We start from the raw sequence: 22,169 nt of genomic DNA, 5'->3' as shown, positions 1-22,169 counted from the left end.
AGCCGCTGCCCCGAGGCAGCGCGGAGCGAGAAGCAGGTAATCATGAGGGTTTCAGTAACTAAGCGCGCTTTGATGCCGCTGGCCGCGGCGGCCATCGTGACCGCCCTGGCCGGCTGCGGCAGCCAGATTTCGGACCCGGCGTCCGCCAATTCCACCGCCAGCGGCGGCAGTTCCTGCGTTGACACGTCCGGCAGCAGCGTCAAGGTGGGATTCATCAACTCGCTCTCCGGCACCATGGCCATCAGTGAAAAGACCGTCTTCGATTCCCTGAGCCTGGCGGCCGAGGAAATCAACGCCGCCGGCGGCGTCATGGGCAAACAGCTTCAGGTGGTCAGCGAGGACGGTGCCAGCGAACCAACGAAATTCGCCGAACGCGCCGGGAAGTTGATCCAGCAGGACTGCACGGCTGCGGTCTTCGGCGGCTGGACCTCCTCCAGCCGCAAGGCCATGCTCCCGGTCTTCGAAGCCAACGACGCCCTGCTGTTCTATCCCGTGCAGTATGAAGGCCTGGAAGCCTCCAAGAACATCTTCTACACCGGGGCCACGACCAACCAGCAGATCATCCCCGCCCTCGACTACCTCGCTGAGCAGGGCACCAAATCCATCTACCTGGTGGGCAGTGACTACGTCTTCCCCCGGACGGCCAACAAGATCATCCAGGCCTACGCGGCAGCACACGGGATGAAGGTCCTCGGCGAGGATTACGCCCCGCTGGGGTCCACGGAGTTCTCCACCATCGTGAACAAAGTCCGCGATTCCAAAGCCGACGCCGTCTTCAACACCCTGAACGGCGACAGCAACGTGGCCTTCTTCCGGCAGTACAAGAGCGTTGGCCTGTCCGCCGAATCCATGCCGGTGGTCTCGGTGTCCATCGCCGAAGAGGAAGTCCCCGGCGTCGGACTGGACAACGTCAAGGGCCAGCTCACGGCCTGGGACTACTACCAGACGCTTGATACCCCTGCCAACAAGAAGTTCGTGGCCGCGTTCAAGGCCAAGTTCGGCGCCGACCGTGTGACCAGCGACCCCATGGAGGCCGCGTACACCTCGCTGTACCTGTGGAAGGCCATGGTTGAAAAGGCCGGATCCTTCGAGGTGGACAAGGTCCAGGCGGCGGCCGGCGGCGTGTCGTTCGAGGCGCCCGAAGGAACAGTCACCGTGGACGGCGAGAACAACCACATCACCAAGACCCCCCGGATCGGAAAGATCAACTCCGAGGGCCTGATCGACACGGTCTGGTCTTCACCCAAGGCGGTGGAACCCGACCCGTTCCTGGCCAGCTACGACTGGGCCAAGGACCTGGCCAAGTAGCAGCTTCCACCACCCTGAAGAAACCCGGAGGAAAGGCCCGCTGGAATGGAACTGCTGATTGGACAGATGTTTGCCGGACTCAGTCTCGGCTCGGTGCTGCTGCTGGCCGCGCTGGGGCTGTCGCTGACCTTCGGCCAGATGGGGGTCATCAATATGGCCCACGGTGAGTTCATGATGGCCGGTGCGTACACGGCCTTCGTGGTGCAGCGGACCATCTCCGACGCCGGCGCCTCACTGCTGGTTTCCATTCCGGTGGGCTTCCTCGTGGGAGGCCTGCTGGGGCTGGTGCTTGAGGCTGTCCTCCTGCGCCGGATGTACCACCGGCCGCTGGATACCCTGCTGGTCACCTTCGGGGTGGCCCTCATCCTGCAGCAGGCCGCCCGGGACATCTTCGGCGCGCCGAGCGTGGATGTCCGGGCACCGGCCTGGCTGCAGGGAAACATCGAACTGCTGGGGGCCCCCATCCCGCTCACCCGGCTCTTCATCCTGCTGCTGTCCCTGGTCTGCCTGGCCGGACTGGCCCTCATCCTGAAGGCGACGCCGCTGGGGCGCCGCATCAGGGCGGTGGTCCTCAACCGGGACCTGGCCGAAACCAGCGGCATCTCCACCCGGCGCACGGACCAGCTGACGTTCTTTATCGGATCGGGCCTCGCCGGAGTGGCGGGCGTGGCCGTCACGCTGATCGGTTCCACCAGCCCATACCTCGGCACCAACTACATCGTGGACGCCTTCCTGGTGGTGGTGGCCGGCGGAGTCGGCCAGATCAAGGGGGCCGTCATCGCCGCCTTCGCCCTGGGCGTGCTGCAGTCCGTCTTTGAGTTCTCGACGACGGCCAGCATCGGCAAGGTCCTGATCCTGGTGCTGATCGTGGTCTTCCTGCAGCTGCGGCCGCAGGGAATCTTCAGCCTCAAGACAAGGAGCCTGGCATGAGCACCTTCCTGCAATCCCGGTGGAGTGTCCTGGCCGGCTTCGCCGCGGGTGCTGTGCTGTTGCTTGTGGCAGCACCCGCCGCGCTTTCGGTCTTCAACCTCGCCCTGCTGGGAAAGTTCATCTGCTTCGCGATCGTGGCAGTGGGGATCGGACTGGCGTGGGGTCGCGGCGGCATGCTGACCCTGGGCCAGGGGGTGTTCTTCGGGCTCGGCGCCTACATCATGGCCATGCACCTCAAGCTGGCGGACGCCGCCCTCTTCGGCGGGTCCGGCGTGCCGGACTTCATGTCGCTGTATGGCAGCGGCGAGGTCCCCGGGTGGTGGGAGCCGTTCCGGAGCCCGGTGGTGACCCTCATCGCCGTCGTCCTTGTTCCGGGGCTGGTGGCGCTTGTCCTGGGGCTCGCCGTCTTCAAACGGCGGGTCAAGGGCGCCTATTTCGCGATCCTCAGCCAGGCGCTGGCAGCCGCTTTCGCCGTGTTCCTGATCGGCCAGCAGGCAACCACCGGCGGCTCCAACGGCCTCAGCGGCTTCCGGTCCTTCTTCGGGTTCGACCTGAAGGACCCCTCCAACAAGCTCATGCTGTATTCGATCGCTGCCGTGGTCCTGCTGCTGGCCCTTGCCGCGGCGCGGCAGCTGATGCGCAGCCGGTTCGGCGAACTCCTGGTCGCGGTCCGGGACCAGGAAGAGCGGGTCCGGTTCCTGGGGTACGACCCCGCCACCATCAAGACCGTGACCTACGTGATCGCAGCAGTCATGGCGGGGATCGCCGGTGCCCTGTTCGTACCCATCGTGGGGATCGTCTCGCCGGCCGATGTGGGCGTCATCCCGTCCATCGCCTTCCTGATCGGCGTGGCAATCGGCGGCCGGGCCACCCTCCTGGGCCCGGTCCTGGGAGCCCTCAGCGTAGCCATTGCGCAGACCAGCCTGGCGTCCACCTTCCCGTCGTTCTGGGTCTATTTCCAAGGCCTGCTCTTCGTGCTGGTCATCGGGTTCATGCCCGGCGGCCTCGCCTCGCTGCCGCGGCTCATATCCCAGCTGAAACAGCGCCGGACAGGCCAGCGCAGCACGGCGCCTGCCCCCGCGGCGACCCCGGACTCCGCAACGGCACCAACCACAATCCCGGAAGGGGCAAGCCGATGACCACCCCCACGCTCCTGCCCGGCGGCGAACCACAGGCCGGCGGCCTCCGCCACGGCCGGCCCAAGTACCTCGAGGTCCGCGACCTTACGGTGGCCTTCGACGGCTTCGTCGCCGTGGACAAGGTCAACCTCGGCGTCACCCAGGGCGACCTGCGGTTCCTGATCGGACCCAACGGGGCCGGCAAGACCACCATCATTGATGCGATCACCGGGCTGGTTCCGGCCACCGGGTCCGTGAACCACACCGGCACCGAGATCCTGGGCCGGAAAGTCCACAAGATCGCGCGGCTGGGGGTGGGCCGGACGTTCCAGACGGCCAGTGTCTTTGAAAACCTCTCAGTCCTGCAGAACCTGGACATCGCCGCCGGCCCGGGCCGGAAGGCCCGCCAGCTGCTGAGGAGGCGGAAGTGCGTGGACCGTGCCGTGCAGGAAGCCCTGGAGATCATCGGGCTGGACAAGGACGCGGACAAGCAGGCGGGAACCCTGGCGCACGGGCAGAAGCAATGGCTGGAAATCGGCATGCTGCTGGTCCAGGACTCGGATGTGCTGCTCCTGGACGAACCCATCGCCGGAATGAGCCAGGACGAGCGTGACGAAACCGGGCAGCTGCTCCGCAGGATCGCCGCAAGCCGCATCACGCTGGTGATCGAACACGATATGGACTTCGTCCGGGAGTTCGCCACCTCCGTGACAGTCCTCGCAGCGGGGAAGGTCCTGAGCGAAGGCAGCGTGGCACAGGTCCAGGCGGACACAAAAGTCCAGGAAGTCTACCTCGGGACCGCCGGAATGGAAGGGCACTGATGCTGGAGATCACGGACCTGCAGACCGGTTACGGGCGCACCCAGGTCATTTCCGGAGTGGATATCACCGTCCCTGACGGGTCACTGGTTTCGATCCTGGGGCACAACGGAGCCGGGAAGACCACGCTGCTGCGTGCCGTCGTCGGGCTCCTCAAGCCCACCCGCGGCACCATCACCCTGGACGGCGAGGACATCTCCGCCCTCCGGCCGCACCAGCGGGTGGCACGCGGCATGGCCTACGTCCCGCAGGGTCAGCAGTCGTTCGGACAGCTGACCGCGCTGGAGAATCTCCAGCTCGTGGCTGACGGACGCCGGAACGCCAAGGAACGGGTGGCCGAGGCGCTGGACATGTTTCCGGCGCTGAACCCGCTGCTGGCCCGCCGGGCCGGCCTCCTGTCCGGCGGCCAGCGGCAACAACTGGCCATCGCCCGGGCGCTGATCACCGAACCCACGCTGCTCATCCTGGACGAGCCCACCGAAGGGATCCAGCCCAATGTCGTGGCCGAAATCCAGGAAACCATCATCAAGCTGTCCCAGCGCAGCGGGATGCGGGTCCTGCTGGTGGAACAGCACATCGGCTTTGCGCTGAACGCCGCGGACAGCTACTACGTGCTGGCCGCCGGCCGGGTGAGCTCCCGTGGCACCGGTGGAGCGGAATCCGCCGGGCAGGTCCGTGAAGCGATGCTGATCTGAGCGGGCCGCCGCAGGGGAGCGGGACGCCGGACTGAGTACCCGCGCGCGGACCCGGAGGGCCCGGCCGGCAGAATAGAGTACACACTACTCGTGACGGACCGCGGACCCAGCGGCTTGAATGGACCACAGCTTGGTCTCACAGCTTGGTCTCTGGTCTCTGGGGGTTTTACTCATGTGTGTTTTGTGCGTTCCCATGGTGTCTTGTCCGCGCCCTGCCATGCAGGGCGGCGTCCGATGAGCGCGGGGATGGAATCCGTTGCCCTCTTCGCCGGATCGATGGCCGGTCTGGTCATCCTGTCCCTGGGGCAGGCCATGGTGGTGGCTTGTCTCTGCTTTGACATGGTCCGTGCACTGTCCGTGCCCAGGTCCCACCGGCGCTATGTGGCCAGCACCGTCTTCCGGACGCTGGCCCTGCCGTCGGTCCTCGTCATGGGCATCAGCGTCCTGGTTGACGCCGTGTTCTGGTCGTGGATGGACGTTGCCATGGGAGTCTTCGTCATCGTGATGATCATCTTCCGCCTGCACCACGACAAGGACGAGGACAACTGGTGGAAGGGCAAGGGCAAGAAGCTCGCCCGCTGGGCCCGGAAACAGCTGTCCTCGGGACGTTCCCTGGCCCCGGCCATGGGCTGACAGGCAGCCCACGGCGCCAGTTCCGAACCGGGGGCTGCCCGTCAGTCGTTGAAGAGGCCGGCCAGGTCCTCGGCCGTCAGGGAACCGCCTGAAAGCGCATCGCCCTCCATGACATCCGCGAACAGCTGCGACTTCTTGGCCTTCAACGCCATGACTTTTTCCTCGATGGTGTCCTTGGCAACCAGCCGGTAGACCATGACGTTGCGGGCCTGGCCGATCCGGTGGGTACGGTCCACCGCCTGCGCCTCGGAAGCCGGGTTCCACCAGGGATCCAGCAGGAAGACATAGTCCGCCTCGGTCAGGTTCAGGCCGAAGCCGCCGGCCTTCAGGCTGATCAGGAAAACGGGGGCCGAACCGTTCTTGAACTCGTTCACTACGTCCGAACGGTTGCGGGTCCCGCCGTCGAGATAGCAGAATTCGATCTTCTCCTCGATCAGCCGTTCACGGACCTTGCCCAGGAAACCGGTGAACTGGCTGAAAATCAGGGCCCGGTGCCCCTCGGCCACCAGGTCCTCCAGCTGCTCGAAAAGCACGTCCAGCTTGCTGGACCGGACCCCGGACAGGGACGGGTCCACCAGCGATGCGTCCAGGCTGAGCTGGCGGAGCAGGGTGAGCGACTGGAAAATGGTGAAGCGGTTCTTGTTGACGTCTTCAATGAGGCCCAGGATCTTCTGGCGCTCCCGCTGCAGGTGCGTCTGGTACACCTTCTGGTGCCGCGGGTTCAGCACCACCTCAAGGATCTGTTCCTGCTTGGGCGGCAGGTCGTGGATGACCTGCTCCTTGGTGCGGCGCATCATGAGCGGACGGACACGACGGCGGAGCTTGTCCAGCTGCCCCTTGTCGCCGTTCTTTTCCACCGGCTTCTGATAGTACTCGGCGAACCTCTTGGGACTCGCGAACAGGCCGGGCGCCACAATCGAGGTCAGCGCCCAGAATTCCATCAGGTTGTTTTCCAGCGGCGTGCCGGTGATGGCCAGCTTGAATGCAGCCGGCAGCTTGCGCGCGCACTGGTAGGCCTTGGACTGGTGGTTCTTGACGAACTGCGCCTCGTCCAGCACCAGGGCGGCCCACTCCCGCGAGGCATACGCTTCGTAGTCGATCCGGAACAGGGCGTAGGAGGTAATCACGATGTCCGCGCCGGCCATGGCCTCGGCCGGGTCCACCCCGTTCTTCGCGAACGTTTCGCCGATGGCGCGGACGGTCAGTCCGGGAGCGAACCGCGCGGTTTCGGCTTCCCAGTTGCCCACCACGCTGGTGGGGGCCACCACGAGAAAGGGTGCGGCGCCGTCGGCCGCTGTCCCCTCAGGCGCCGTCCCCTCAGGCGCAGTCCCCTCAGGCGCGGCGGCTTCCTTAGCAGCACAGACCAGTGCGAGGGCCTGGACGGTTTTGCCCAGGCCCATGTCGTCCGCCAGCACCCCGCCCAGCCCGTGCTTGTAAAGGAAGCTGAGCCAGTTGAAGCCTTCCAGCTGGTACGGGCGAAGCTCGGCGTTCAGGGTCGCCGGCAGGGGCAGCCCCTTGATGCCGCCTTCCAGCAGCCCGCCCACGGCCTCGCGCCAGGCGGCGGCCTGCTCGTCCACAACGCCGAGGTGTGCCAGTTCGTCCCAGAGCCCGGCCTGGAACCGGCTGATCTGCAGCGGCGCGTCCTTGTTGTCCTGGAGGGAACGGGCCTCCTCGATCAAGGCCCGCAGCTGATGAAGTTCCGGAAGGTCCAGCGAGAAGTAGGCGCCGCTGGGCAGGAGCATCTTCGTCTGGCCGGCGGCAAGGGCGGAGAACACGGCAGCGAAGGAAACGGGCTGGCCTTCGAGGGAGATCTGGATCCCGAGATCGAACCAGTCTCGCTGGTCCGTGGCCTTGGTGGAGATGGCCACCACGGGGGCTTCTTCGGCCTCCCGGTAGTCGGCGATCTCACCTGAGGTGTCCACCACCACGTCCGGGGTGTTGCGGAGCCTGGGGAGCACTTCCTCGGTAAAGGCAAGGGTGTCCAGGCCGCTCAGTTCGGCCGAGGCGGCCAGCCGCGGAGTGCCCCAGCCGCCGGTGGCGGATTCACCCAGCTTGGGGACAACCTCCCAGGGCTGCCCCACGGCCTCGAGGATGCGGGCCTCCGTGGGGTCGTCACGGTAGCCGTGGTCGCCCGGGTGCCTCCACAGCGGCTGCGCCGTGACCAGGTTCCCTGACGTGTAGTGCCATTCCCAGTGCAGCCGGACTTTGTGGTCGGCGCCGTAGTTGGCCAGCAGCGACAAGGTAGGCACGGCCAGCGTGGGCAGCTCCACGGACTCGTCCGACGCCGTGACGCGGGCTGCCTGCTTGAGCTTGGGGTAGAAGCCGGTGAGGAAGCGGGTCTCGTCCCGCGCCGGAATGTGCAGGGTGCTGCCGGCCGTGACGAACGTCAGGAGTTCCTCGCTGAGGCCGCCCTCCAGGGGAGCCAGCGTGATGATCGATCCGTTGCCCGTGCCGGGAAGCGCGTCCGCTCCGGACGTCAGGAAGATCCCGTGCGCCGGCCGGCCGATCGTCCCCACGGACGCCGGATCAACCACTTCCCCTTCAACGGTGATGGTGGGAGCAAGCGTCAGCCCGCCGTCGTCGGACGTTTTCACGGTTGCGACGGCGGCAGGTGCGACGGCGGGAGGTGCGACGGCGGGAACGGCGCCGGCACCAGAGCCTGCCTCCCTGCCGGACGTGCCGAAACGGGTCAGGTTAAGCCCCACCGAGGCCGGCTCCTCCACGAACCGGACGGGCTCCTGGCTGCCGGCGTGGACCAGCGCGACGCCGATCTTCCGGGCCTGGGCCAGCAGGCTCCACAGGTTCTTCCCGGCGTAGGTGTTCAGCCCCAGCCAGGGCGCGGTGGAATTGTGCTGCCGGTTGGCGAGCGCGGTGTGGGACGCGAGGAATTCCTGCATCCACTCCACATGGGCCTCGTTGCATTCACGCCGGTAATTCAGGTAGCTCAGGGTGTTCCAGGAGACGTCGCCCCGGATCCACTTGCCTTTGGCGCCCATGATCACCGGGCGCGCCTTGAGCTGGCGGACGCTGCGGAGCGGATCACGCCGGCCGGTGTAGGAAAAGTGCGGGGCCGGCTCTTCAATGTCGAACTGCAGCGCCAGCGGGATGCCGTTGGTGGACGGGGTGATTCCCGGCCGGGCAATCAGCGGGCCCAGCGCCTGCTCCCAGTCCGGCATATCCTGCGCCAGGGGTTCGCGGGACAGGCGGGTGGCCTCGGCCGGGGCCAGGAGCTGGACGCGGATGGCCGGGCTGTCCTCGGCCGCGAACAGCAGCGCAGCCACATGCTTGCAGTCCTTGCGCACCGGGCAGCTGCACACTCCCACCGTGCAGCTCCAGCCGCCCGCCTTGCGGACCAGCTTCGCGGTGGTTGAATAGGGCGCGTCCGAGCCGCCGCGGACCTTGCCGAGCATCAGCCCGGTGGCGGCATCAAAAGAGATCCCCGAGACCCGGCTGCCCATGGCGTAGGCGAGTCCGGCCGCGAGGGAGCGGTCGTTGATCGCGGGGGTCTGTATTGCCAGTGCCGCACTCTCGTCCGGTTGGGATGGCATGGTGCGCGCTACTTTCAGCGGGTCAAAAATCTGCAGGTTATCTGATCCATCTTACCGAGCCGGAAGAGGCCCTGAAACTTCGCCCAACGTTCAACTCCGCCTCAACCTGCGGACCGGTCCGGCGAATAGCGTGAAAGGGTCCTGAGCACCACCCGCTTTCAGCAGTGAAGATTTCCCATGAGCACCGGTCAGACCGCCAGCAAGCACCCCGTCGTACTGGCAATCGACAGCACCGAGGCAGCCAACGAGGACGTTGTCGACTCCAACGTGACCGTGGTCAACGCCATGTACGCGGAGCTCCTCGACGCCCCGGAAATCGCGCCGAACGCCCTGCGCAGCTACTACGTCGACTTCTACCTCACCCAGGCGCTGGCCGGAGGCTTCGGCCAGTACGTCTTCACGGTTCCGGAACGCGAAGAGATCGACGCCTACGTCCGCGAAGGACTGGAAGGCATGGGTGCCGTTGCGCACCTGGCGCTGTTCAACCGCACCGTCGCGGCCTTCGACGCGCTCTCCGAGGACGACGCCGACGCTTACTTAGACGGTGACGCAGAAGGGGACGCGCTGGGGGACGCGCTGGGGGACGCGCTGGGGGACGCGCTGGGGGACGCCGACGGCGGGACCGCCACCCCGGAGGCGGTCAGGGAACTCGAAGAGCTCGACGACGCCTTCGAGTCGCTGCTGGAGACCGAGGACATCCTGGCCCTCAATGCCAACTGGCTCCGCGGCCAGGACGGCCTGCTGCTCCTGGACGATGAGCAGTTGGAACTGCATATCGCCGAGCGCGTGGCGCAGATCCCCAACCTCGCCGAACGCCAGGCCGAGGCGGCGGAGGAGGCCCTGGAGAACGCGCCGGAGTTCGAACTGATCATCCGCGAACTGTGCGACGTCGCCGGCCAGGAGCTGCAGAAAATCACCATGGGCGATCCCAACTACGAGCACAACGGCGAAACCGTCCTCGCCTGGCACTTCACCACGGACCGGGGTGATTTCATCATGGTGGAAGAGGACGAGGAGGCCTACATGATCAGCCCCGCAACCAAGGAGATCGTTGCCGCTGTGGAGTTCGAAGAGGCCGACGCCTAGGGTCCCGCACAACTCCGGACGGGTCGCGGGGGGACACCTGAAGGACCCCCGGCGGCAACGCGGCCGTGCGCCACCTGTAAAATTGAGCGAAATCAGACCAACAGCACAAACGCCGGCGCCGGCTTATACCGGCGCCGGCGTTTCTGCATCACGATGATCGGTGGACATGTCGCTCAGGTTTCTCCCCAGCAAACTCACGCCACGGGCCCTGTGGGCCGCGGTGGCCGCTGCCTTGGCGCTCGTGCTGGTGGCGGTGGCCATGGTGGTGGGGTCGGGGTCGAAGCCTGAGGCGGCCGGGCCTGCGGATGACGCACTGGCCGACGTCGCTGACGCCCAGGCCGAGGCCAAGGAAAACTCCGGCCACTATGGCTCGTTCTGGCTGGCAGGAGGAGACCGCAGCCTCGAAAACCTGGCGCGTCCGTTGCGGACCGACGGCGTCTCGGACCTGCGTGCCATTGAATGCGCCGACGGATGGGTGGCCGCCGTCCGGGTAGGGGAGGACGTCTTCACCCGTTCCAGCGGGCAGGACTCCGGTGTACGGGCAAAGGCGGTGCGGGCAGGCGCCGCGGACATTCCCCGCCCGGACTGTGTCACACCTGTCGCGGTGGAGGCCATGCTGGCCGACCTGGGTGCCGGGCCGGAACTGCCCGTGCCGGCGGAGTCTGCGTTCGCCCGGCCGGAGGGAGCCTCCGCCTACCGGCCCAGCTACCACATCACCCCGCGCGAAAACTGGATGAACGATCCCCAGCGACCGTTCTGGCTGGACGGTCTCTGGCACTACTACTATCTCTACAACGCCGGCTACCCGGAACAGAACGGCACTGAGTGGTACCACCTCACCAGCACCGACCTGGTCCACTGGAAAGACGAGGGCGTGGCCATTGAAAAGTACAAGAACGGCCTGGGCGACATTGAAACCGGCAGTGCCGTGGTGGATTACGAGAACTCAGCAGGGTTCGGCAAAGGCGCCGTCATCGCCGTCATGACCCAGCAGGACGACGGCGTCCAAAGGCAGTCGCTGTTCTATTCCACTGACAAGGGCTATTCGTTCAAGCCTTACGACGGGAACCCCGTGATGGACAACCCGGGGGAGCAGCACTGGCGCGACCCGAAGATCATCCGTGATGACGCGAACAACCAGTGGGTGATGGCCCTGGCGGAGGGTGAAAAGATCGGCCTGTACGCCTCGGCCAACCTGAAGGAGTGGCGCTACCTGTCAGGCTTTGAACGCAAGGGCCTGGGGATCCTTGAATGCCCCGAACTCTTCCAGCTCGACGTCGACGGCGATCCCGCCAAGAGGACCTGGGTGCTTGCTGCCAGCGCCAACGGGGCCGAGGAGGGAAAGTCCACCGGCGTCGCGTACTGGACCGGGACGTGGGACGGGACCCGCTTCGAGCCGTCGGACCAGAAGCACCAGTGGCTGGATGACGGCTCCGACTTCTATGCCGCAGTGACCTGGGACGACCCCCGGCTCACCGAGGCCCAGCGCATGGGGTCCCGTCACGCCATTGCCTGGCTGAACAACTGGGCCTACGCACGCAAACTGCCTACCGAAGACTGGCACGGCGGCGCCGACACCGTGGTGAGGGATATCCGGCTGAAGACAGTCTCCGGAAAGCCCACGCTCGTCTCCACGCCCACCCCTGCGTTGAAGTCGCTGGAAGGGGAGACTGCCACCGTGGAGAACCGCAAACTGACGCCGGACGGTGCAGCCGGGCTTCCCGCGACGGGCCATCCCGCTTCGGCTGGCGGGGCGTACCGACTCGACCTGACGCTCGAACGCGCGGCGGGCGACGACGGCTCCGAGGCCAAGGTGGAGCTGCTGGCCGAAAACGGGGTCTTCGCCACGGTGGGCTATGACTTCGCATCGGAAACCGCCTTCGTCTCCCGGGACGGCGCGGCCAGGGAAACCGTCGGACTCGCGCCCGACTACGGCGTGCTCCGGCGGGCGGCCTCCGCACCCCGCGAAGGCCGCGTCCAGCTGACCGTCTACGTGGACTACAGCTCCGTGGAAGTGTTCGTCAACGGCGGCGAACGGACCTTATCGTCACTGGTTTTCCCCGCCGGGGCACCCAAGGGGCTGAAGGCGCTGGCCAAGGACGGGACGCTGACGCTCAAGTCCTTCAGCTACACGCCGATGGCCGCCACGTCCTGATCGGCCCCGTGATGATCGGACCGGTCCTGGGCCGCCGCGTCCTGGGCCGCCCGAAGTTCGTCGAGGGTGGGTGGGTTGGCGCCGGGACGGCTGACCGTGATGGCGGCCGCCGCCGATGCTGTCCGACCGATGGCCTCGAGCACGGAAGGGGCCAGCCCGGCGGCGCCGCGGGTCAGCAGCCCCAGGATCAGTGCGGCCATGTAGGAGTCGCCGGCGCCGATGGTGTCCGCCACGGACGTGGTCACGGACGGAATATGAAGGCTGCCTTCGGCCGCGCGGAGCAGTGACCCCTCGGCTCCGGCCGTGATGACAGCCAGCCCGGCGCCCAGGGCCAGGATCCTCTCCGCCGTCTGCTCCAGGTCCTGCCCCGGGTACAGCCAGTGGGCGTCTTCGTCGCTGAGCTTGACGACGTCGGTCAGGGGGACGAGTTCCTCGAAGAGGGACTTCGCTTCACTGTGGCTGCCGAGCAGCGCCGGCCTGATGTTGGGGTCGTAGGTGACCATGCAGTCCCGGTGTGCCTGCTCCAGCAGGGTCCGGACGGCGGCGGCGCCGGGTGCCAGGAAGGTGGCGATCGAGCCGGTGTGAAGGACCTTCGGGAAATAGGCCGGCGCCAGTGGCTTCAGCCGCCAGTCAATGTCGAAGACGTAGCTGGCCGAACCGTCCGCGGCAATCGTGGCCGTTGCCGAGGCAGTGCGTTCGAGGGAACGGGCCCCCGGCAGGAGCACCACTCCCGCGCTGGACAGATGGGCTTCGATCGCCGCCCCGCGGGCGTCGTCGCCGATTGCCGTCAGCAGCCCGGCGCTGACTCCCAGCCGACCGAGCCCGTAGGCGACATTGGCCGGCGAGCCGCCGGGGTGCTCCACGTTGCCGTCGGGGCGGCTGACGACATCGATCAGCGCCTCGCCGACGACGATGACGTCGAAACTGTCGGCAGTGGAGGGGTACGAACCGGAGTTGAACATTTGGTCTCTTTCGTGAAGCCGTCCGCGGACCGGTGATCCGGTCCGCGGACGGAGTTGGGGATACTGCGGGGGTGTTTAGGCCGTGGCCGCGCCGGTCATGATGGCCACCGCGTCGGTCATGCTGTGTGACTGAGGTGTGATGGTGGCCGCGCACTTGCCTAGCCGCTGGATGTGGATGCGGTCCGCGACGTCGAACACGTGCGGCATGTTGTGGCTGATCAGGATCACGGGGAGCCCGCGGTCCCGCAGGTCCCGGACCAGTTGCAGAACCTGGTTGGATTCGCGCACGCCGAGCGCCGCCGTCGGCTCGTCCAGGACCACCACCTTGGAGCCGAACGCCGCAGCCCGGGCTACGGCGACGGCCTGGCGCTGGCCACCGGAAAGGTTTTCCACCGGCACTGTCACGTCCTGCAATGTCGAAATGCCCAGCCGGGTCAGCTCTTCCTTGGCCTTGCGGCGCATGCCTTTGGTGTCGAGGACGCGGAAGATCTTGCCGAGCGGGCCGGGCAGGCGTTCCTCCCGGCCCAGGAAGAGGTTGGAGGCCACGTCCAAGGCAGGCGAGACTGCCAGGTTCTGGTATACGGTTTCAATGCCGTGGACGCGGGCGTCCTGCGGGCGTTTGAAGTGCACCTGCTTGCCGGAAACCATGAGTTCGCCCGAGTCCGGAATCTCGGCGCCGGTGAGGCATTTGATGAGCGTGGACTTGCCGGCGCCGTTGTCACCGATGATGGCCAGGACTTCGCCGGGGTACAGGTCGAGGCTGACACCGTCCAGGCCTACTACGCGGCCGAAGGTCTTGACGAGGTTCCTGGCCTGCAGGATGGGCTGGCGGAGCCCGGTGTTGGCAGGCTGGAATTGGGTGGCGGTCATGATTTCACCTTTCGGATCCACTGGTCGATGGACACAGCGAGGATGATGAGGACGCCCACGGCGAGGGTCTGGTAGAGCACATCCAGGCCGGCCAGCGACAGGCCGTTGCGGAACACGCCGACGATCAAGGCGCCCAAGAGGGTTCCCCAGACGGAGCCGCGGCCGCCGAAGAGGCTGGTTCCGCCGATGACGACGGCGGTGATGGAGTCGAGGTTCAGGTCCACGCCGGCGTTGGGGCTGGCGGCGTTGGTCCGGCCGATCTGGATCCAGGCGCCGATGGCCAGGACGGCGCCGGCGGCGAGGTAGACGCTCATGAGGACTTTGTTTACGGGGATACCCGCCAGCCGGGCGGCTTCCTTGTCGTCGCCCACGGCGTAGACGTGCCGGCCCCAGGCGGTTTTGCCGAGGATGAACGCGATGGCGATGTAGAGCAGCAGCATCACGACGACGCCGGTGGAGATCCGCACCGGGCCCACCGGGAAGGTGGTTCCGGTCCAAGTCAGCAGGTCCGGCATCGCCGAACCGCGCACGGTGGCCCCGTTGGAGTAGAGAAGGGTCAGCGCGATGAAGATGTTCAGTGTGCCCAGGGTGACGATGAACGGCGGGAGCCGGAACCTGGTGACCAGGAACCCGTTCAAGGCTCCGGCGGCGAGTCCGATGACCAGGCCCGCGAGCAGCGCGACGGGCGCGGGCAGTCCGTTGTTGACGGCCAGTTGGGCCACGACCATCGAGGAGAGGATCATGACAGCACCGACGGAAAGGTCGATGCCTGCCGTGAGGATAATGAGGGTCTGGGCGATGGCCAGGGTGCCGACGACGGAAACCTGCTGGGTAATCAGGGAGAGGTTTTCAACCCGCAGGAACCTGTCATTGAGCAGGCCGAAGACGACCACCGCGATGAGAAGGACGAGCGCAGGGCTGACGGCGGGGTAACGGTGGAGGATATTGCGTATCCGGCTAAGCGGCGTCTGTCGGTCGAGGAATTCCTCCGCCAGGTCGGCATGCCCGGCGCTGGGCGGGCCGGCGGTCTGTTGCTGGGTCACGATATGTCCTGATCTTCGATGATGGGTGCTGCTGCGTAGCTAGCTAGCTCGGGAGATGAAGTGCGGGGCGGCCCAACAGGCTCAGACCTCCCCGCATTCAGTGAAACTGGTTGGCTACTTTCCCCAGCAGATGTCGGATGCCGCGGTGGTGGTGATGCTCTTGATGCCGTCGGCAGGCTTGTCAGTGACGAGTTCGACGCCGGTGTTGTAGAAGTCCAGGCCCTCGGAGTTGGCGGGCTTCTTGCCAGTCTTGGCCAGGTCAACGATGGCCTTCACGCCGAGCTCAGCCATCTTGACCGGGTACTGCTGGGCCGTGGCGCCGATGACGCCGGACTTGACGTTGTTGACGCCCGTGCAGCCGCCGTCAACGGAGACGATGAGGACGTCCTTTTCCTTGCCGGCGGACTTCAGTGCCTCGAAGGCGCCCGCAGCGGCAGGCTCGTTGATCGTGTAGACAACGTTGATGTTCGGGTTCTTGGACAGCAGTGTCTCCATGGCCGTGCGTCCGCCATCCTCGGCGCCCTGCGAGGCCTGGCTGCCGACGATCTCGTAGTCGCCGCCCTTGCCGCCGGTGTACTTGCCGGTCTTGGCTTCATCGCCGTTCTTCTTCTTGTCCGCGGTATCGATCCCGAGGCCAGTCAAAAAGCCCTGGTCACGGTTGTAGTCGACCGAGACGACCTTGTCATCAAAGAGGTCGACCAAGGCGATGGTTGCTTTCTTGCCGCCCAGTTGCGCGGCGGTCCATTTGCCGATCAGTTCACCGGCGGCGAAGTTGTCCGTGGCGAAGGTGATGTCAGCAGCATCCGCCGGGTCCGGGGGAGTGTCCAGGGCGATGACGAAGAGGCCGGCGTCCTTGGCCTTCTTGAGGGCGTCGACGACGGACGGGCCGTTGGGGGTGATCAGGATGCCCTTGTCGCCCTTGGAGATGGCGTTTTCGATGGCTTGGATCTGGGTGTCCTCATCGCCGTCGGCCTTGCCGGCTGCCAGCTTGAGGTCCACGCCGTCGGATTCGGCGGCCTTCTTGGCGCCGTCCTGCATGGAGACGAAGAACGGATTGGAGGTGGTCTTGACGATCAGCGAGACGCCGATCTTGTCCGACGACGAACCGCCGGTGGAGCCGGTGGAGGAGGTGTTTCCGCCGCACGCCGTCAGGCTGAGCGTGCCGAGCGTCAGGACGGCGCCGAGGGCGAACAAACGGGTTGCGACGGTCCGTGGGGCTGTGGAACTCAACATTGAATCTCCTGTTTCCGTGGCACGAGTTGTGCCTGACAACGATGTCATGGAACATGTAACCAAGCTCACAAGGTACAGTCAAGGCGTAAATCGATAATGAAGGACGAGGTTTGACAACGATGTCTAATCGTTACCAGACAGAGGCGACGCTGGGCAGGCCCACAATGCGCCATGTGGCGGCGCTGGCCGGGGTTGGCATCAAGACGGTGTCGCGCGTCATGAACGATGAACCGGGTGTTTCCGAGTCGACCCGGCTCCGCGTCCTCGAGGCCTCCCAGCAGCTCAACTACCAGCTGGACATGGCCGCGGGAAGCCTCCGGCGGACCGGGCGGCAGACGCTGAGCATCGGCCTGCTGCTGCCCAGCGTGTCCAACCCGTTCAGCGGCGAGATCCACCGTGCGCTGGAGGACTCGCTTGCTGAACGCGGGATCGCGGTGTTCGCCGCCAGCCTGGACGACGATCCGCAGCGTGAGAAAGCACTTGTCGCCGCATTCCTGGGCCGGCGGGTGGACGGCCTGGTGCTGACGCCGATTGCCAAGAGCCAGGCATACGTGATCCCGGAGCATTCCCGGGACCTGCCCATGGTGTTCATCGACCGCGAACCCGTAGGCATCGACGCCGATGCCGTGGTGACGGACAACGCCGTAGGTGCCGCTACAGCGGCCTCCCACCTGCTGGCCCACGGGCACCGGAAGCTCGCCTACCTGGGCGACCGCACCGAAATCCAAACGGCGCGGGAGCGGAGGCAGGGCTTCATCGAGGAACTCGGGAGGGCCGGCCTCGCCACGTCAGCTGTTCCCGTTCGCGAAGGACTGCATGACGAGGAGTCGGCGCGGCTGGCGGCACGGGAGCTCCTGGCCTCCGACGACCCGCCCACCGCCATTTTTTCCAGCCAGAACCTCGTCACCTTTGGTGTGATGAGGGCGCTCAAGGAGCTTGGTGCCAGCAAACGCGTGGCACTGGTGGGGTTCGACGACTTCACGCTGGCGGACATGATGGAACCGGGGATCACCGTGATTGCCCAGCACCCGGAGCGGATAGGCAAGCTCGCGGCCGAGCGCCTGGTGGCCCGCATCGACGGCGACCGGATTGCCCCGGCAACATACATCGTGCCGTCGGAACTCATCGTGCGGGGGTCCGGTGAGATCCCGCCGTCCTGACCGACCTGCCTGGTCCGCTTTTTGCCTTGCCCCACACACCCCCAGTGCAAACACATCCTTGAAAGGGAGCACCATGACCAAAACGCTTTACGCCGAATTCACGGTCAAGCCCGGCAGCGAAGCCCGGGTGGCCGAAATGATGCGCGAACTCACCGAGAAAGTCCGCAGCGAACCGGGCAACGAACTGTTCCTGCCCTACACGCGTGAGTCGAACCCGAGGGAGTACTTCGTCTTCGAGGTGTACCGGGACGAGGCTGCGTTCCAGGAACACATCAGCGCGGATTACGGTGCGGCATTCAATGGAGAGCTGGTGCGCCACATCGAAGAAGACGGTTCAGTCCTGACCTGGCTGCAGCCCGAGGCCTAAGGAGTTCGCGGGCGAAAGGGCCGGTGCCCGCGGGGGGATCCCGCGGGCACCGGCCCTCGTCCTTTGGGTGGTGCAGCTACCTGCTGTTCTTCACCGTACTGAGTGCGGCGGCAAACATGGATGGCTGAAGCGGGGTTACCGTGAGCGACTTGACCCTGGCCGTGCCGCCTTCGGCAAAGAGGGCCACTTGACCGGCGCCGGCACCCGGGAACACCTGGTCCGTAATGGTGCGCAGGCCGTTCTGGGCAAAGACCTCCACCGACGCGCGGTCAACGTAGATCCGCAGGGTCACGTTGCCGCTTCCATCAACGGTCACCGGCGCCGAGTCCACAGACGTGAACAGTGGGTGAAAGCCGGTGTTGCCGGAATTGCTCCGGTCCACGTAGACCTCGCCGGCTGCTGCGTCGTAGCCGATCTCAGTGGACGTTGTTCCGTCTCCCAGGACCGTTATGCCGGACTTGGCTGCCGTTCCCGGGGCGAGCGTGACATCGATCCTTTGGACATCGCCCGCCGCCGTAGCCGGAAGCGGGTGGACGCCCGGTGCAATGCTGCGGGCCGTCTTCTCGCTGTAGGAAGATTTGGCGGCCAGCTTGTCCACCTGGCTTGCCGCCTTCTGGGTGAGCCGGGGCCCGTCAGCAGTCTGGATGAGGCTTACTTCGCGGGGCAGCGACATCGCGCTGCGCCAAGGGGAGGTGGGAACGACATTGGCGTAATCCCAGTTGTTCATCCATCCGAGCATGACGCGCTTGTTCTGGGGCATGTTGCTGAAGGATACCGAGGCGTAGTAGTCGCGGCCGTGGTCCAGCCAGTCATAGCCCTGCAGTCGGGGCTTGGCTGGCTGTGCCGAGGCAATGAACTCATCGGCCAGGATGTGCCCCCAGCCGAAGCGGTTGTTGTCCACGATCCGAATGCTGGCCTGGCGGCCCCTGAACTCCGTAACATTCCACGATGCCCAGTCCAGGACTTCGCTGTTGGCTCCAGTGGCGGACCGGACCACGTGCCCGTCCACCACGAGGTTGACTGTGGTTTCGTCCGAGCGGGGAACGGCCGCCTGGTCGGTCAGCATGACGTGGTCAAGGGTGAGGTGTCCCCAGCCACCGGCTGCCTGGTCCACAACCCTTAGCTGTGCGCTCCGGCCGGCGAACTCCGAAACGTCCCAGCCCTTCCAGTTGAGCGCGCCTGCGTTGTCTCCACTGAGCGTTCTGACAACGTTGCCATCGATCAGGAGCTGGGCTTCAAGGACTTCCCCGGAGTCGGCGGCGCGTTGGCCGCCGCCGACGAGCATGCTCATGAAGTTTCGGGAGACGGTGAAGGCCGGGGACGTGAGGGTGCCCTGGCGGCCATCACCGGGGGCACCTCCCGCTTCGAAGGTGTTGATCCGTTTGGCCCCGATGAAGTAATCGCCGCCTGCCGTGGCCGGCTGGAAGGCGGGCGCCAGGTCCGCGGTTCCGGTCCAGCCGGCGTCGGCCAGTGTGCTGCCGTCCGGAACCTCGAAGCCGTTGAACAGCAGGTCTCCGGCCGGGGCATTGTTGTCCAGCTTGTCCGAGATGCGGGGATGCTGTCCGCCGCCCACGAGGAAGTTGATGTAGTCACTGCCGACCGTGAACGCCGGTGAATTCATGGAGCCCAGCGGCCAGTCGCCGTCGTTGAAGGAATTGACCAGGCCGGCTCCGGCGTAGCCGGTGACCTGGTTCTGTCCTGCCAGTGTTCCCTGTGCCGGTGTGTCGGCAAACGGACCGTTCTTCCAGTTTCCTTGCTCGTTGTTGACCATCCAGCCGCCATAACTTCCGTCGTTGAAACCGGCCAGCGGAGTTCCGGCCGGGAGGGAATCCACGGGGTCTGTGGTGTCCGCAGTGAACGCGGTGCCGTCAAAGTCACCCACGAAGTACTGCCCTGCAGAACCGCCCGCCACGCCGCCGGGATTGATGTTCACCACCATGACCCACTTGACGTTGTCCGGGTTTCCGTCCACGGCCAATGGAAACAGGTCAGGGCATTCCCATAGGCCGCCAGTTGCGTTCGCCGGCCCGAAGGAGCTCAGCTCGGTCCAGTCCTTGAGGTTATCGGACTTGTAGAGGAGCACCTTGTGGTCCAGTGCCTCCACGGCGGTCATCACCCAGTAGCCGCCGTCGGGGGTGTCGTACCAGAAGACCTTCGGGTCGCGGAAGTTGGCTGAGTTGCGGTTGAGTACAGGGTTCTGGCCGTACTTGGTCCAGGTCTGGCCCTGGTCCAGGCTGTACGCCAGGGACTGCGCCTGCAGCCCGCGGTGCGGGGATGCGTCCTTGTAGGCGCTGGTAAAAATCGCCACCAGGGGAGGAATCGTCGCGGTGCCGAAGCCGGAGGAGTTGTTCTTGTCCACCACCACGCTGCCGGAGAAGATGTCCTGCTGGTCATCCGTGGGGATCGCCAGCGGTTGCTCCTTCCAATGGACCAGGTCAGTGGACGTCGCGTGCCCCCAGGACATGTTCCCCCAGGTGTTCCCGGACGGGTTGTGCTGGTAGTAGAGGTGGTAGACGCCCTTGTAGAAGACCATCCCGTTGGGATCGTTCATCCAGTTCTTCTCCGGCGAGAAATGGACGGCCGGGCGGTACTGCTCTTCACCCGGAGTGGTTGACGCTCCGGCCGGGATGGCCCCGGCCAAGGCGCCGCCAAGGGCCAGGCCTGCCAGTGCCACGGCGGCGACTGCCCGCAGGCCAAGGTTTCGTGTTGTGTGCATAGTGCTGAGGTCGCCCTTCATCGCGCGTGCCTTTACCAGGAAGACAACGTTGTCAGTGGAGGGAACGCTAAATTAAGTCCACGAGACAAGTCAACGGACTGGTACGCGACAGACCGAATAAGGCACGGCAGAGCGCGGCGGGCAGGACCACCCCGGCGTCGCTGGTCCCCGGCGGTTCCTAGTCCTCCACGCCGGTCCGGTACGAGGCCAGGAACGCGGCGATCCTTCGGACTGCTTCCTCGATGTCCTCCACCGACGGGAGGATGACGAAGCGGAAGTGGTCCGGCCGGGGCCAGTTGAACGCAGTGCCGTGCGAGACCAGGATTTTCTGTTCACGCAGGAGGTCCAGGACAAACTGTTCGTCGCTCTTGAAGGGGTAGAGCTCCGGGTCGAGGCGGGGAAACAGGTACATGGCTGCCGACGCGGGGACACACGTGACGCCGGGAATGGCGGTGAGCAGCTTGTGGGCGCGGTCCCGCTGCTCGCGGAGACGGCCGCCCGGCCGGACCAGGGCCTCGATGCTCTGGTAGCCGCCAAGGCACGTCTGGATCGCGTGCTGGGCGGGCACATTGGGGCACAGGCGCAGGGAAGCCAGCAGCTCCAGGCCCTCCCGGTAGGCCAGTGTCGCCGCAAGCGGGCCCGTGACGGCCACCCAGCCTGCGCGGTACCCCGGCATCCGGTAGGCCTTGGAGAGGCCGCTGAAAGTCAGGACGCAGATGTCCTCGGCCACCGAGGCTGTATGGATGTGCCGGGCCTCCTCGTACAGGATCTTTTCGTAGATCTCGTCCGAGAACAGCACCAGATGGTGTTTGCGCGCCAACGCCGCAAACTGCTCCAGGATGTGCCGCGGGTACACGGCCCCTGTGGGGTTGTTCGGGTTGATGATCACGATTGCCTTGGTGCGCCTGGTGATCTTTGCTTCGACGTCGGCCATGTCCGGCCACCAGTGCTCGTCCTCGTCGCACAGGTAGTGCACCGGTTTGCCGCCGGTCAGCGTGACGGCCGCTGTCCACAGCGGGTAATCGGGGGCCGGAATGAGGATTTCGTCGCCGTCTTCCATGAAGGCCTGGAGGCACATGGAAATGAGTTCGCTGACGCCGTTGCCGATGAAGATGTCCTCGACGCCGATCTGCATCAGGCCGCGGGTCTGGTAATACTGCGAGATGGCCGTGCGCGCCGAGAAGATTCCCTTGGAATCGCTGTAGCCCTGCGCCCCGCGCAGGTGGTGGATCATGTCCACCACCACAGACTCGGGGGTCTCCAGCCCGAACGGCGCGGTGTCGCCAAGATTCATCTTGAGGATCCGGTGCCCTTCGGCTTCCATCTCCTTCGCCGCCTGGAGGATGGGTCCGCGGAGTTCGTAGCGGACGTTCTGGAGTTTGCTGGAGTGCTGCATGGGACGCATGCTTGATCTTTTCACAGCCCGGGCAGGACAGCACCTGCGTTTGAGCTTGCCGCAGCCGGGGTCTGCCGGGTCTTCGCGGCGTTCCTAGGATCGGTCGGCTTCCCCGTCTTTTGATCCTGATG

The 22,169-nt window shown here is 65.8% G+C and carries 17 protein-coding genes; 10 read left to right on the top strand and 7 right to left on the bottom strand.

Features of this window, described 5'->3' with window-relative positions:
* Positions 1-42: 42 nt before the first annotated feature.
* From urtA to TV39_RS19675, 6 genes are all read left to right on the top strand, one after another.
* On the top strand, positions 43-1,308 hold the full coding sequence (gene urtA, locus TV39_RS19700) for an urea ABC transporter substrate-binding protein (RefSeq protein WP_043484985.1): 1,266 nt from the start codon (positions 43-45) through the stop codon (positions 1,306-1,308).
* Positions 1,309-1,353: 45 nt separating this feature from the next.
* Entirely contained in the window at positions 1,354-2,238 is an 885-nt protein-coding gene (gene urtB / locus TV39_RS19695) for an urea ABC transporter permease subunit UrtB (RefSeq protein ID WP_043484983.1), read from the top strand.
* Entirely contained in the window at positions 2,235-3,377 is a 1,143-nt protein-coding gene (urtC, locus tag TV39_RS19690; RefSeq protein ID WP_043484982.1) for an urea ABC transporter permease subunit UrtC, read from the top strand. Before urtB ends, urtC begins: the two co-directional genes overlap by 4 nt.
* Positions 3,374-4,177, top strand: a complete 804-nt coding sequence (urtD, locus tag TV39_RS19685) for an urea ABC transporter ATP-binding protein UrtD (RefSeq protein ID WP_082049912.1) — start codon at positions 3,374-3,376, stop codon at positions 4,175-4,177. The genes urtC and urtD overlap by 4 nt, the downstream gene beginning before the upstream one ends.
* A complete protein-coding gene (gene urtE, locus TV39_RS19680; RefSeq protein ID WP_043484979.1) occupies positions 4,177-4,869 on the top strand; it encodes an urea ABC transporter ATP-binding subunit UrtE in 693 nt (230 codons plus the stop codon). Before urtD ends, urtE begins: the two co-directional genes overlap by 1 nt.
* Positions 4,870-5,115: 246 nt before the next feature.
* Positions 5,116-5,502, top strand: coding sequence for a hypothetical protein (locus tag TV39_RS19675; RefSeq protein ID WP_043484976.1), 387 nt, complete (start codon positions 5,116-5,118; stop codon positions 5,500-5,502).
* A gap of 41 nt (positions 5,503-5,543) precedes the next feature.
* Here TV39_RS19675 and TV39_RS19670 read toward each other — a convergent pair whose 3' ends face one another.
* Positions 5,544-9,050, bottom strand: coding sequence for a DEAD/DEAH box helicase (locus tag TV39_RS19670; RefSeq protein WP_043484973.1), 3,507 nt, complete (start codon positions 9,048-9,050; stop codon positions 5,544-5,546).
* Positions 9,051-9,227: 177 nt separating this feature from the next.
* Between TV39_RS19670 and TV39_RS19665 the strand changes: the two genes are divergently transcribed.
* The gene (locus TV39_RS19665; RefSeq protein ID WP_043484972.1) at positions 9,228-10,136 is read left to right on the top strand and encodes a DMP19 family protein; all 909 of its coding nucleotides are present in this window, start codon (positions 9,228-9,230) and stop codon (positions 10,134-10,136) included.
* 166 nt (positions 10,137-10,302) lie between these two features.
* Positions 10,303-12,291 carry a glycoside hydrolase family 32 protein gene (locus tag TV39_RS19660; RefSeq protein WP_043484970.1) on the top strand — a complete coding sequence of 663 codons (1,989 nt, stop codon included), beginning with the start codon at positions 10,303-10,305 and terminating at the stop codon, positions 12,289-12,291.
* On the opposite strand, the gene TV39_RS19655 is transcribed toward TV39_RS19660, so the two are convergent.
* From TV39_RS19655 to TV39_RS19640, 4 genes are all read right to left on the bottom strand, one after another.
* Entirely contained in the window at positions 12,264-13,253 is a 990-nt protein-coding gene (locus tag TV39_RS19655; RefSeq protein WP_043484969.1) for a carbohydrate kinase family protein, read from the bottom strand. The two genes, TV39_RS19660 and TV39_RS19655, sit on opposite strands and share 28 nt — an antisense overlap.
* A gap of 75 nt (positions 13,254-13,328) precedes the next feature.
* Positions 13,329-14,123 carry an ATP-binding cassette domain-containing protein gene (locus TV39_RS19650; RefSeq protein ID WP_043484967.1) on the bottom strand — a complete coding sequence of 265 codons (795 nt, stop codon included), beginning with the start codon at positions 14,121-14,123 and terminating at the stop codon, positions 13,329-13,331.
* Positions 14,120-15,166, bottom strand: coding sequence for an ABC transporter permease (locus tag TV39_RS19645; protein ID WP_043484964.1), 1,047 nt, complete (start codon positions 15,164-15,166; stop codon positions 14,120-14,122). Before TV39_RS19645 ends, TV39_RS19650 begins: the two co-directional genes overlap by 4 nt.
* A gap of 114 nt (positions 15,167-15,280) precedes the next feature.
* Positions 15,281-16,399: a substrate-binding domain-containing protein gene (locus TV39_RS19640; protein ID WP_043484963.1), complete on the bottom strand. Its 1,119-nt coding sequence runs from the start codon at positions 16,397-16,399 to the stop codon at positions 15,281-15,283.
* Between the two features lie 164 nt (positions 16,400-16,563).
* Between TV39_RS19640 and TV39_RS19635 the strand changes: the two genes are divergently transcribed.
* Together TV39_RS19635 and TV39_RS19630 are read left to right on the top strand one after the other, a co-directional pair.
* The gene (locus tag TV39_RS19635; protein ID WP_043484960.1) at positions 16,564-17,559 is read left to right on the top strand and encodes a LacI family DNA-binding transcriptional regulator; all 996 of its coding nucleotides are present in this window, start codon (positions 16,564-16,566) and stop codon (positions 17,557-17,559) included.
* A gap of 73 nt (positions 17,560-17,632) precedes the next feature.
* Positions 17,633-17,926, top strand: coding sequence for a putative quinol monooxygenase (locus tag TV39_RS19630; protein WP_043484958.1), 294 nt, complete (start codon positions 17,633-17,635; stop codon positions 17,924-17,926).
* Positions 17,927-18,002: 76 nt separating this feature from the next.
* On the opposite strand, the gene TV39_RS19625 is transcribed toward TV39_RS19630, so the two are convergent.
* On the bottom strand, positions 18,003-20,663 hold the full coding sequence (locus TV39_RS19625; RefSeq protein ID WP_043484955.1) for a GH32 C-terminal domain-containing protein: 2,661 nt from the start codon (positions 20,661-20,663) through the stop codon (positions 18,003-18,005).
* A 157-nt stretch (positions 20,664-20,820) separates the two neighbouring features.
* Positions 20,821-22,047: a pyridoxal phosphate-dependent aminotransferase gene (locus tag TV39_RS19620; RefSeq protein WP_043484953.1), complete on the bottom strand. Its 1,227-nt coding sequence runs from the start codon at positions 22,045-22,047 to the stop codon at positions 20,821-20,823.
* Positions 22,048-22,169: the final 122 nt, after the last annotated feature.

The sequence above is a fragment of the Arthrobacter sp. SPG23 genome (assembly GCF_000876655.1).
Lineage (GTDB): Bacteria > Actinomycetota > Actinomycetes > Actinomycetales > Micrococcaceae > Arthrobacter.
Note: the sequence above shows the minus strand (reverse complement) of the source record. Positions and strands in the feature narration are given on the sequence as shown.